Raw genomic sequence first — 12537 nt, 5'->3', positions numbered from 1 at the left:
TTATCCTTTTAGCAACTCATTTAGGTATTCGTCCATCTTAGCCTGAACAATCTTCAGTTCTCCTTCCAACTTTTTAATCTCCTGTTGGACTGCCTGGATATCCACTTCAGGTTCCTCCTCAAATGTGTCCACATATCGTGGAATATTCAGGTTAAAGTCATTCTCCTTGATCTCCTCAAATGTGGCCACATAGCTGAATTTATCCTCTACCACACCAGGCTGGGATTTACCTTCATTAAAATTCCGGTAGGTATCTACAATATGCTTGATATCCGAATCCCGAAGCTTATTTTGATTTTTGGCAGCAGCATAATGTTGAGAAGCATCTATGAATAAGACGCTCTTACCCTGCTGTTTATCCCGGTTGAAAATCAGGATTGCTGCTGGAATACCCGTTCCAAAAAATAAGTTTGCCGGAAGACCGATCACTGCTTCCAGCAGATTCTCCTCAATGGTTTTCTGTCTTATACGTCCTTCAGAACTGCCTCGAAAAAGTACTCCATGAGGAACAACCACTCCAACCTTCCCCTTTCCCTCATAGGTCGTTTCGATCATATGGGTGATAAATGCCCAATCGCCTTTACTCTTAGGTGGCACCCCTCTCCAAAAACGATTATATAGATCCGTTTCAGGATCCCAAGTTACCGTAGTTATTTCTCCATCTTTATCCTCGATTTTCCCCCATTTATCCAAGGAGAAAGGTGGATTAGCAACCACAGTATCAAACTTCATCAGAGAATCCCCTTCTTTCAGTTTAGGATTCCGTATGGTGTCTCCCCATCTGATGGTAGCATTATCAAATCCGTGCAAAAACATATTCATTACCGCCAAAGCCCAGGTACTACCATTAGCTTCCTGACCGTAGAGCGAGAAATTAGACGAACCAACCTCCTGACCTGCCTTGATCAGCAAGGATCCAGATCCACATGTAGGATCACATATCCTTGAACCTGGAGCTGATTTAGTCAACTTAGCCAACAAAGTGGAGACTTCACTTGGTGTAAAGAACTCACCCGCCTTCTTTCCTGCATCGGAAGCAAAGTTGGAAATCAAGTACTCATAAGCTCCCCCAATGATATCTACCCCAGAAAGATGAGATGGCCTCAAATCCAACTCAGGCTTATTGAAGTCCAAAAGTAGATTTTTGAGTCGGTTGTTTTTATCCTTTGGCTCTCCCAATACACTGCTATTGAAGCTGATATTTTTAAAAATCCCTGCTCCATCTTCACTATACAGCTTTTGGCGATTGGCTTCTTCCAGGTCCACAAGGGCAATATCTATCAACTCTCCAATATTTACCGCATTTCTGTTGGCATACAAATACTTAAAATGGCTATGCTCCGGAACAATAAATCGCTCGTGACGCATGGCTCGCTTTGCACGCTCTTGGTCTCCGTGATATTTTTTTAAGTATTCCTCTTCTGTGTCATCATTCACATCACTCAGGTATTTGACAAAAAGCATGGTCAACACATAATCCTTATAGACACTGGGGTCAATGCTTCCACGGAACGTATCACAGGCTCTCCAGACCGCGTCGTTGATGTCTTTTTGCGTTATTATTTTACTCATATTGCTGTATAATAGTATTTAAATCCTGCTCAAAACTCAGCTTCTTTAATCGCTCTATCTTTGAAACTAGATCATTTTCTTCTTTTTTTAATTTACTTAATGCGACCAACTTCTGCTGGATTCCCCTTGGCATCATCACAATTTCAAATTCCTCCAATTGCATTTTACTTATTGAGGGAATCGAAGTCCCTTTAGCGACTCCTTTCAAATATTCCTGACTAGGCCTTGAATTAATAATCAAGGCTACATACTCAGGATCTACTGTTTTCTCCCAAATAGAAATAATCAAAAATGATGTGGAAGCTATCGCAGGCAAGTTCCGTGATTCATAGACAGCTGCAAAGTTCTTCAATCCTTTTGCTGAAAATAAGATATCTCCAGGCTTCAATACATGTTTCTCCGAAATATCCTGCCATTGAACGTCTGGGAAAAGCTCGGAGTCAAGCTCGCCATCAGCATTGAAATGCTTAGCTTGCAAGTAAACCAAATCACCTTGAGCCTGGGGTTTTAGAAAAACACCGGATTTTATGGACGCTATATTTTTGAGTGCTTTTTTCAATTTTATTCCTTAGTACATCAATTACGATTTTACATAGTTAAGGAGAAATTCTTAAAAAAAACACAAAATGGAAAATTTATTTTTAAGTACGCGTATTACTAAAAAATGAAATTAAAATTCAAAACGAGTATTTGATTAAAACTAAAAATTATGGTCAATAGAAAGTAAAAGTCCACCAATACGTCTTATTGATCTGTTTGGTATTCTGCAAATCAAATAACCCTCATGTTTATCCGAAAAAAGAACTGCCTTCACATCCTCCACGGAGGCTATTCTAGAATTAGTTGGTATCAGCTCCTTGATCACTAGATCCAGATCACCAGCTATTTCTTTGGTGTGTTTTATTTTTTTCTATATGAATGACCTCTACTAGTTTATAATTCAAGCCAGTGAGCCAACAATCATTTTGCTTCAAAATCCAGTTTAATATAAACCGAAAGCTACTTCTCTGCTTCTGAATACTTTGCTCGGCCTACTAAGGGTTCGGAAATGATGAAATCAACAGAATCACCACCTTTGTAACTGGATGCTTTACATGAAAAACATAAAAATGATATGGGTTGCCCTGATTCCATTTTGACAATCACATTATATGCATCTTCTCTATAATGTGTAAATGAAGACATCATACTTGGATGATCAGAAAACATTGACGGCGGTCCCACCCATTCACCCTCAGAAAAAGAATATCCAACTACAGTTCCTTTTGCTTTGTAAGAATTACCCAGTAATTCATTTGTAATAATTAAAACTAGAACAATAATAGGGAATAGGATGAAAACCCTAAAAAACCACACATTTAATGACCTGGTTTCTGAATCAAACAATGCGATTTCCCTGTCTCTTCTATGCTCCCAATCAGAATAACCATTTAAGTTCCTCATTACTAATTATCTATACCCATATAAATATAAAATAGTTTTTGAGAAGTGACCGTTAACACTTTACTAATTCAACAAACTCAGTCTCAAATTCCGGGATGACTTGGTCGGGGAAATTTATTACCTTTTTAAATTAACCGCCAAGATAAAAGAGGCCTTGCCTCGAAGATTATGGCGAACACACAGCCCTTCCCTTATTTTTCAAAACCACTGAGACAGTTTGGTTCAAAAAGAATTTAAAACAAGGCAGAACCAAAATATTAACTCAAAGTCATTCGATATTGCGATAAGAATCATTTCAAAAATCGCATGTACAACTGGGCAGAAATATGTAGTGAATTAAAAGGGATAGAGAAGCGTGTGGAAATAAAAGTAAGCTTGATTATAAGCACAAATCCAGATCCATTCCCTTTTGATCGCCTTAAAAAGGCGCATGAAATTGCATCTCTTTCCAGAGCAATCCGAGGATTTATTGAGCAGGATAATGAAAAAGATGGTTCTATTCTCCTACAAATACTTCTGGAAAAGGGAGTAAAACTAAAGTCGGTAAGGGAATAGAGCGAAAAAAAATCATTATACCATTTGCACTCCTACTACAGAATAAATCAGCATTTGGTAGACGAACTAATGCTTCCTCTATATTATTTGACATATTTGTACGAGAATAGATTAAACACATGAAAAAATTAATCGTCCATTTTATACAAAAGGATTCCAAAAGTAAAAATTCAATTATAATCCTAAAGATCGGAGGAGTCAACAATACAGGTCAACGGTGGGCGATCAGCACCAAAGAGGCTATTGAAGGGATACGATCCGGAAATTGGGAGTTTTTTGTTTTAGCAAACACCAATGAAATCCCGGTGCGAATCAAAGAGACCGAAGACACACCTCCGATATTATTTGCCCAGGGAGACGGTTACCTCCACAACATACTGGAAGATCTACCGGAAATCAATTGGGAGGAAATTCTTTAATCTGATAATCCGGAATAATGCCAGATTCCATATTTCCTTACCTAACCCTAGGTAATACAGAGTACAGGATAAGAAAGAGGAATTGCCGCAAATAGTATCCGAATAGGTGCAATTGGATGTAGCTATCAATAGTTACTGGGCACTTAGCCAATAATCCTTAATTTTCCCTCTGTATGTTCCAAAAAGGCATTGCTTTGTTCCAACAGTGCCTGCATTTTGTCCATGTCTTCGCTTACAATCGTGGCGCTAAATTCATGGGTACGGGCAAGCATTCGAATATAGGGCTTAGGATCACTTTGTCTGGTTAATTTTCTTAAGGCTCCCAAATAATCCTCCCTATATACTGTTGGTATTATTATTTTGGATTGCATTTCTTTTGTTAGCTCAGCATTCATCATTACCCTGGCCACACGCCCATTTCCATCCAAAAACGGATGAATTTCGCTGATAACGAACATAATATAGGCTGCCTTCGCAAATGGGTGCTTGAGTGCTTGGTAAAAGTCAAAACTTTTGATCAGCGTTCCCCTTACAAGTGAAGAATCAACAAGTTCAGATTGACTGGCATAATTATTAATATGCTTAAAACTTCCGGGATTCTTATCTGCCCTAGCTGATAACAATAGCTGTTGTCTATAACTCAATATGGTAAGTAATTCCTCAGGTGAATTCGGAGTAGTACTCATTTCGCTTTTATTTGAGACAATCTTGTAGGTCCCCATACCGTCATGCGAATCCCCATTTCTCTTTACAAGTGGTAGTTGGGTCTGAATAATTTGCTTTGCTTCCCCCACTTCGAAAACTGTACCCTCATTGTAATTAGAAAAATAACTTTCAAAAAATGTAAAATTCCTGTACGACTTGTTACTGAGGTTTTGCTCTTCCCTGTATTTGAATTCCTGATGGGCCAATTCCTGAAACAACATTTCGAATAAACTAATCCTGGCAGGATCATAAGGATTACCAAATGCACGTGCGGCGGCTACCGGAGATTTTAATATAGTTGCCGGATGCGTTGTCAGTAGTGCGCTGATTATCTTGTTTAGTTTATCAAACTCGGTTAGCATATTTAATTACTTCGCTAGGGTCCTAGCCCGGTCTCTTACTTTATTTAGCTCCTGTTCTCCATTTACCCTTATAATTTGTTCCAGACGATCTTCTATTTCAGGAAATGTCAGCGTTTTTGAATTAGTCCCCGGTCTTCTAGAGACTTGAAGGTTCTCCAAAAATGCCTGTTCACGTTGGGAAGCATATAACTCCCCAGATAATGGGTTGTCTCCTTCTATTGGCCCGTTACCTTTCAAAAAGTGGATCATTATGCCCGGCAATTCAATTTTCTTGGTGTATTTATAGGTCAGAAATATCTGACCTGCATTCGTAGGCTTAAATTCCAGCGCAGAACGATGGCTTACTACTGCTCCTGAATATAATTTCCCAAGAACGGAAAACAGATTTCTTATTATGATAGCTGCAGGGCTATCCTCGAAATTAGCTGAATATAATCTAGGTGCAATTTTTCTGATTTTACCTTCTTTTTCCAGTTTTGAAACAAACCTGGAGATGGTTGGATCAGAGGAGCTATATATAATTTCCTGTAAGTGGATTGGGATGTTTTTTTTCCATTATAAATTAGGTTCAAGCTCAATATTTCAAATATTTTCCACTATAAATAGCTGATATACATGTATTTTCTATTATGAGGAAAATTATCTTTGCAAGTTTTTTTCAATTTAGGAGCGATTTTAACTGAAAATGTTAAATATTTTCAGTTATAAAGCTTCAAAATGAGAATATTTTCCAATATAGATAGATCATCCCAGCTTGAACTCCTAAGTACTTACCTAAGAAAACCATCATAAGTTTCCACCACTAAACAATTCCAATCGATCTAAAAAAGCATCTTTCGGTAAACTACTGAAAAGACAAACACCCGTAATTCTTCACTAACTCTTGCGCTTCCATGGCCACATTGAATTTTTCAATTCAGTAAGTCACGTGGCCATTGGTAGCATATGTTTTCATCTTTTACCCTTCGAAAGATCCACCAACTGCTCAATAGCTTCAGTTTTAAATACGGATCTTTTATAGACCAAACCCTTTTCAGTATCCAGCCATGACCAAAAAAGGGGTTGCCCCCTCTTTCTAAAATGGACACTCATTGAGAATATAATCGACTGCTTTCTGCGCTTTGCTGGCTGCGTCTATTAGTAGATGTTTGTCGTTCCGAAGTTCCTTTAACCAGCTTTGGATATACGCTGCTGAGTTTTCCAGTAAGTTTTGATCCAATATCCCAGTATAGTTATTTAGGTACCCTGCTCCCATCTCTGCCAAGAGTTCCTCCCTTCCGTATTCGGGAGATGAAGCTGGATGAGGATCTGTAATTTCAGCCCTGTTAAGTCGCGAAGAATGTCCCGTCGCATGGCAAAGCTCATGGTAAAGCACTCCAAAATAGACTTCGCTCGATGGAAACAATTTCCTTTCCGGCATGGTAATTTGATCAAGATCCGTTCTGTAATATGCCATGGAACCTTGATGAATCAACTCGGGAGGCCTTACCATTTCTGCATAAATTTTCTGGCAGGCCTCATTTTCCAGTAACTGGGTTTTAAGTGATTCCTCTGGAAACTCCCAATCGATCCCCTCTATCTGTTCTATGGGAAAGACCTTGAATTCTCTGAGAAATCCGGATCTACCGACCTGTTTGAGATCATAGAAGTCCAGTTTGCTCTCGGGAATCGTCTTCCCTGTCTTCTTGTCCCTGAAGACAAAGTTCCAGAAGCAGATGGGAAGAGCCTTTGCACCCTTCTTAATTTTACCACCTAATGAATTAGCCTGTTTGAAAGTCAGGTAATACGGATACTGATGCCCACAGGATAATAACAGCCAGAGGTTAATCCCTTTATAAGGTTTCTTGGTGAGGTAATTGGAAGGCAATCCCATCTCATGCCAAGGTTGCTTCCAGGGAATCACTCCCTGTTCCAGTTTCTCAATAATCAGATCGGTAAACTTCTGATAGATATCCGATGATCCTTTTGTTTTTACTGAGTTTACAGCCTTACTTGAATAGGCCTCCCTGTTCTTCCTTCTTACAGGTGTCTCACTTACTGATCTTTTTACTTCAGTCTTCATAGCTATTGTGTTTTGGTTTGACAAATACTTATGAAGCTGCACCAGCCTGAGCCGGGCACTAAGTGCAAGAGGAATCGGAATAAACCAGCAGGGGCGAAAGCATGGGATTTATGCCGAAGTCTCTTGCCTCGTGTGACCGGTTCTGGCTAAATTGGCTGAAGAAGGAATAGAAAAAATTAAAGTTTTACTGTAGGCTCACACAATACCCCTAAAGAACCATTACACTAAAGAACCCTCAAAATTGCATTTGAAAAACTTGCTCTATATGACTTACTGATTTGAAATAGGTCAACTTATTGAAATCACAATCACATTTTTATCGTATCTAAAAGCAAAAATGACTTTGAATAAAAACATACGTACTGATCGAAAATGAAAAACGGAGTTGAATTCAGAAAAATAAAAAAGGAAGCCTAAAGCTCCCCCTCATCGGCAAAGGAATAATATCCTTCTGCAGTCATGATTACATGATCCAGTACCGGAATATCTAGGATTCTTCCAGCTTCTTTTACTCGCTGTGTCAATCTTTTATCCTGTTCTGAGGGAAGTAGATTTCCGCTCGGATGATTATGAGCCAAGATAACAGAACTGGAATTTGATTTGATAGCAGCTGCATAGACTAGTTTTACATCTACAATAGTTCCTGCTGTTCCTCCAGAACTGATAGTTACGATACCAAGAACCCGGTTTGCCCTGGACAGCAGCATCACTTTAAAATCCTCAACAAACTCTATCCTGTCCTGATCCCAGGCTTTGGCAAAAACCTCATACACCTGTCTTGAGCTTTCTACTCTTGGACGAAGTGAAGCTTTTACTTTTGCACTGTAGCTCAGCTTAATCTCAGCTACTTCAAACAAATCAATTTTTCTTTCTTGGGTCTCCATAATCTTTTTCGTTTTTGTGGAACAATGAATTATGAAGCTTCATCAGGCCGTGGGCGACAAAGACCGGAAGGCAAAGGAATAAAAAGCGCAGCGCAGCAAGCGGCTTTATGCCGGAAGCTTTCGGTCGCCCAGAGCCCAGAGGACTAACTTTGTGAGGAATTCAGAGGCCAAAACTCTCATTTTTTTTGCTATCAAATTCCCTAGAATAAATCCCAATTAACCATCTAGATATATACCTAGCAATTAGTTAAGGTGTCAGTAAATACACATTCCCCAATCCAAATACTTTCATTATTTTTTTTTGGTAGCTACCACATCGGTGTAAAAACCAGGAATTTACCATACCCACATTTGCTTCTGTCAGCGAGACAAAACAAGGACGCTGACTTAAAACAGTCGCACTATGTTGGAAGCAATTACCTGGAACACATACTTCAGCACCTTGGCAGTAGGCATAGCGGCTTACTATATAACCATACTGGTAGCACACTACCCAAAAGAATTTCGCAGCCTGCTTTCCGGCAGGATAAATAAGATCAGTCAGAACCGTCAACAGGAAGAGGAGCAGGACCACATGAGGACTGATGGTAAGCCTACTGATCATTTTGAAGAGTTGGAAGCAACAGTTGCGGAATTAAGCGGCATACTCGGGAAGGCGGGGCAAAAAAGGGCATGCAAGGATACACTGCTCTTGCAGCTGATCCAGACGCTGTCAAACCACACCGGGCTTCGGGAGCCCGCCTACCGGGTTGCCGTTATCAATTTCATTTTGGAAAACGCAGTCAGACACTGTCAAATCAACTTCAGCGAAGAAGAGCTCGAAGAAGCCTGGGCAGCTCATTCTCCTTAACCCAAATCGCTACTAACTCTCCCAAAATCTAAAAATATCCAACGATCACAAAATGCTAATCCAATGAAAAAGAACCACCAACCCCTTACTCCAGCCCAATCGAAAGCAGGACTATCTGTCCTAATGCTATGCTTATCTATACTTACTGCAAAAGCTCAGGACGGACTGGCAGGAATAGCCGAAGCAGATCGTCAGGTCAGAAGTTACTTCGCAGCAGGCACCAGTCTGATGTATGCCATCGGAGCCATACTTGGACTGATCGGCGCAGTAAAAGTCTATCAAAAATGGAATGCAGGTGACCCGGATACTGGCAAAGTCGCAGCCGCATGGTTTGGAAGCTGTGTCTTTCTAGTCGTAGTCGCCACAGTTATCAAATCCTTCTTTGGAGTTTAACTAAAACACATCACAACATGTCCAACAGCATCTATCGGATCAATAAAGGCATCAACAAGTCCATTGAATTCAAAGGATTAAAAGCCCAGTACATATGGTACCTAGGTGCCGGTGTGCTGGCACTACTTGTCAGCTTTGCCATTCTCTATATTCTGGGAATAAATCCCTTTATCTGTCTGATCATCATAGCAATCTCAGGATCAGTATTAGTCGTCAAAATCTATCAACTCAGCCATAAATATGGGGAACATGGCATGATGAAAAAACTTGCCCATCGTCAGATCCCCCATGCTATCCGCATCAAATCCAGAGGAGTGTATCAAAAACTCAAATCCAAAAAATAGCCCACCAAATCAGCCAAACCCCTTAAAAACTCTCAATCCCAAATACAAAACAAGCCAATCCCATGGAAAGACCACTTGAAACCCATTTCCCTATCCTGAGTATAGAACAGGATTGCATCCTTTCTAAACAAGGGGATATCACGGTGGCTTTTCAAGTAGACCTTCCTGAGATCTTTACCTTAAGCGACCGGGAATACGAAGCCTTCCACCAAGTGTGGATCAAAGCAATCAAAACACTTCCACAACACAGCATCCTACACAAACAGGATTGGTTTATTGATAGTCAGCATCAAGCAAATTTTTCAAATTCAGATCAAAGCTTTCTGCATAGAAGCAGCGAACGCTTCTTTCATGAGCGGCCCTTTTTAGATCATAGCTGTTACCTGTTTTTGACACTTAGTCCTAAAAACAGGAAAGCTTCCAGCAGCCTGTTTTCCACGCTACTCCGCTCCCATATTGTCCCTGAAGAATTGATTCTGGCTGACACGCTACCTAACTTTCTGGATGCCTGCGGACAGTTCGAACGCATCCTCACCGACAGCGGATTTGTGCAGATGAATCGACTAAAAGATCAAAACATCTACAGCACTCGCACCCAAAAGGGAATACTGGAAAAATACTGCAGCCTTTCCGAAACCAAGAAACCAACCTGGCTTTCTGATATCAGGTTCAAACCCAATCTTATTGTTGGCAATAAGCACTGCCGTTTATTCACCCTTTCCGATGCTGGTGATCTTCCAGCACTTTGCGGGAGCAGGATTAATTATGATAAATACAGCACCGACACCACCAAATTCAGCGTGGGCTTTGCCTCAGCGCTTGGACAGCTCCTACCCTGCAACCATATCTATAACCAGTACATCTTTATTGAAGATGTACAGCAAACGCTAAAAAGACTGGAATCCAAACGGCTCCGTCTCCAGTCACTTGCCAATTACAGCAGGGAAAATACCATTGCAAGGGATGCTACCAATGACTATTTGAATGAGGCGATCAGTGAACAAAGAATACCTGTAAAAGCCCACTTCAATATCCTAACCTGGACAGAAGACCCGCTACAGATTCCTGAAATCAAAAAGCAGATTGGCGCTGCCCTCTCCCAGATGGAGGCTACTGCAAGGGAAGAAACCGTCGGAGCTGCCCAGATCATCTGGGCAGGAATCCCCGGTAATAGTGCCGACTTTCCGATGAATGATAGCTTTGACACCTTTGTGGAGCAAGCCAGTTGTTTCCTAAATCTGGAAACTGGCTATCAAAACTCGCTCAGTCCATTTGGAATTCGCTTGGGAGACCGGCTCACCGGAAAACCAGTTCATGTGGATCTATCCGATGAACCTGTGAAAAGAGGCTTCTGCACCAACAGAAACAAATTCATCCTTGGTCCAAGTGGCAGCGGCAAATCCTTTTTCACCAATCACATGATCCGCAGTTATTACGAGCAGGGAACACATGTAGTCCTTGTGGATGTGGGGCATTCCTACAAAGGACTCTGTGATCTGGTCGGAGGTTATTACTTCACTTATGATGAGAAAAACCCCATCCAATTTAATCCCTTTTACATTGCTGAAGGTGACCAGCTGGATACCGAAAAAAAAGAAAGCATCAAGACGCTGCTGCTTGCACTCTGGAAAAAAGACAACGAAACCTTCACGCGAAGCGAGTATGTCGCCCTTTCCAATGCGCTAAAAGGATATTATGAAAAATTGGCTTCAGATTCATCCCTATTTGCGAGTTTCAACAGCTTTTACGAGTACGTGAAGTCAGACTTTCTGCCTCTTCTTCAAATCGATAAAGTCAAGAAGAAGGATTTTGACATCAGCAATTTCCTTTATGTGCTTCGCCCCTATTACAAAGGGGGAGAATTCGATTACCTCTTAAACGCCACCGAGAACCTGGACTTACTTCAGGAGCGATTCATTGTCTTTGAACTGGACAATATCAAAGACCATCCTATCCTATTTCCAGTGGTGACCATCATCATCATGGAAGTCTTCATCAACAAAATGCGAAAGCTCAAAGGCATCCGCAAACTGATTCTCATTGAGGAAGCCTGGAAAGCCATAGCCAAGGAAGGCATGGCTGAATACATCAAATACTTATTTAAAACAGTCCGAAAGTTCTTTGGGGAAGCCATTGTAGTCACCCAGGAAGTCGAGGACATCATCAGCTCCCCTGTGGTTAAGCAAGCCATCATCAACAACAGTGACTGCAAGATCCTACTGGACCAATCCAAGTACCAGAACAAATTTGATCAGATACAGGAACTCTTGGGCTTAACTGACAAGGAACGGGCAATGGTACTTTCTGTCAACAAGGCCAATGATCCCAATCGCATCTACAAGGAGGTATTCATCAGTCTGGGAGGAATGCTCTCCAAAGTGTATCGTACCGAGGTATCCAAAGAAGAGTATCTCGCCTATACGACTGAAGAAACCGAGAAAATCAAGGTGATGGATTATGCCCAGCGATACGGCTCCATTAAAAAAGGAATAGCAGCACTTACCGCAGAACAAGTCCAACACTAAAAACACAGCCATGATTAGTTCCTATAAAAACATCCGCCGTACAGTCCTGCTCACGGTACTTTGTGTAGCATTTATCCTTCCGCCAACCCGGACTCAGGCGGCAGCAGCAATTCCTATTGTAGAGATAATTAAGGCTGCTGTCAAGAAAGTCATCGTTGCAGTAGATCTTCAAATTCAGAGGCAGCAAAATAAAGTGATCTGGCTACAGAATGCCCAAAAAGTATTGGAAAACACCATGTCCAAACTCAAGTTGGATGAGATCTCCAGCTGGACAGAAAAGCAACGCGAACTCTACAAAAATATTTCGACGAGCTCCAACAAGTCAAGTCAGCGATTTCCAGCTACCATCGGGTACGTGACATCGCCCAAAAACAAACACTGATTGTCACTGAATACAAAAAAGTCTGGGCAGTAATCCAGCAG

The 12537-nt window shown here is 41.0% G+C and carries 14 protein-coding genes; 7 read left to right on the top strand and 7 right to left on the bottom strand.

Features of this window, described 5'->3' with window-relative positions:
* The 3 genes from ABJH64_RS15410 to ABJH64_RS15400 all read right to left on the bottom strand — a co-directional run bounded on the left by ABJH64_RS15410 (position 1) and on the right by ABJH64_RS15400 (position 3015).
* Positions 1 to 1572 carry a type I restriction-modification system subunit M gene (locus ABJH64_RS15410; RefSeq protein ID WP_348273710.1) on the bottom strand — a complete coding sequence of 524 codons (1572 nt, stop codon included), beginning with the start codon at positions 1570 to 1572 and terminating at the stop codon, positions 1 to 3.
* Positions 1565 to 2131, bottom strand: a complete 567-nt coding sequence (locus ABJH64_RS15405; RefSeq protein ID WP_348273709.1) for a hypothetical protein — start codon at positions 2129 to 2131, stop codon at positions 1565 to 1567. The genes ABJH64_RS15410 and ABJH64_RS15405 overlap by 8 nt, the downstream gene beginning before the upstream one ends.
* 440 nt (positions 2132 to 2571) lie before the next feature.
* A complete protein-coding gene (locus tag ABJH64_RS15400; protein WP_348273708.1) occupies positions 2572 to 3015 on the bottom strand; it encodes a hypothetical protein in 444 nt (147 codons plus the stop codon).
* Between the two features lie 306 nt (positions 3016 to 3321).
* On the opposite strand from ABJH64_RS15400, the gene ABJH64_RS15395 reads away from it, so the two are divergent.
* Complete coding sequence (locus ABJH64_RS15395) at positions 3322 to 3570, top strand: hypothetical protein (protein ID WP_348273707.1); 249 nt, start codon at positions 3322 to 3324, stop codon at positions 3568 to 3570.
* Positions 3571 to 3689: 119 nt separating this feature from the next.
* Complete coding sequence (locus ABJH64_RS15390; protein WP_348273706.1) at positions 3690 to 3989, top strand: DUF3892 domain-containing protein; 300 nt, start codon at positions 3690 to 3692, stop codon at positions 3987 to 3989.
* A gap of 143 nt (positions 3990 to 4132) precedes the next feature.
* Here the strand turns inward: ABJH64_RS15390 and ABJH64_RS15385 are convergent, their stop codons facing one another.
* From ABJH64_RS15385 to ABJH64_RS15370, 4 genes are all read right to left on the bottom strand, one after another.
* Positions 4133 to 5056: a Fic family protein gene (locus tag ABJH64_RS15385; protein ID WP_348273705.1), complete on the bottom strand. Its 924-nt coding sequence runs from the start codon at positions 5054 to 5056 to the stop codon at positions 4133 to 4135.
* A gap of 6 nt (positions 5057 to 5062) precedes the next feature.
* On the bottom strand, positions 5063 to 5305 hold the full coding sequence (locus tag ABJH64_RS15380) for a hypothetical protein (protein ID WP_348273704.1): 243 nt from the start codon (positions 5303 to 5305) through the stop codon (positions 5063 to 5065).
* Between the two features lie 826 nt (positions 5306 to 6131).
* Entirely contained in the window at positions 6132 to 7118 is a 987-nt protein-coding gene (locus ABJH64_RS15375) for a zincin-like metallopeptidase domain-containing protein (RefSeq protein ID WP_348273703.1), read from the bottom strand.
* A 413-nt stretch (positions 7119 to 7531) separates the two neighbouring features.
* Positions 7532 to 8002 (bottom strand): JAB domain-containing protein, encoded by a 471-nt coding sequence (locus ABJH64_RS15370; protein WP_348273702.1) that lies wholly within the window; start codon positions 8000 to 8002, stop codon positions 7532 to 7534.
* A gap of 403 nt (positions 8003 to 8405) precedes the next feature.
* Between ABJH64_RS15370 and ABJH64_RS15365 the strand changes: the two genes are divergently transcribed.
* The 5 genes from ABJH64_RS15365 (at position 8406) to ABJH64_RS15345 (ending at position 12496) form a co-directional block, all read left to right on the top strand.
* The gene (locus ABJH64_RS15365; protein ID WP_348273701.1) at positions 8406 to 8852 is read left to right on the top strand and encodes a hypothetical protein; all 447 of its coding nucleotides are present in this window, start codon (positions 8406 to 8408) and stop codon (positions 8850 to 8852) included.
* 123 nt (positions 8853 to 8975) lie between these two features.
* The gene (locus ABJH64_RS15360; RefSeq protein WP_348273744.1) at positions 8976 to 9245 is read left to right on the top strand and encodes a DUF4134 domain-containing protein; all 270 of its coding nucleotides are present in this window, start codon (positions 8976 to 8978) and stop codon (positions 9243 to 9245) included.
* Between the two features lie 17 nt (positions 9246 to 9262).
* Positions 9263 to 9589 (top strand): DUF4133 domain-containing protein, encoded by a 327-nt coding sequence (locus ABJH64_RS15355; protein WP_348273700.1) that lies wholly within the window; start codon positions 9263 to 9265, stop codon positions 9587 to 9589.
* Positions 9590 to 9651: 62 nt separating this feature from the next.
* Complete coding sequence (locus tag ABJH64_RS15350) at positions 9652 to 12114, top strand: TraG family conjugative transposon ATPase (protein WP_348273699.1); 2463 nt, start codon at positions 9652 to 9654, stop codon at positions 12112 to 12114.
* Positions 12115 to 12124: 10 nt separating this feature from the next.
* Positions 12125 to 12496: a hypothetical protein gene (locus tag ABJH64_RS15345; protein ID WP_348273698.1), complete on the top strand. Its 372-nt coding sequence runs from the start codon at positions 12125 to 12127 to the stop codon at positions 12494 to 12496.
* Positions 12497 to 12537: the final 41 nt, after the last annotated feature.

Origin of the sequence: Algoriphagus sp. (assembly GCF_039969895.1) — a bacterium.
GTDB lineage: Bacteria > Bacteroidota > Bacteroidia > Cytophagales > Cyclobacteriaceae > Algoriphagus.
This window is presented reverse-complemented; position numbering and strand designations above follow the sequence as displayed.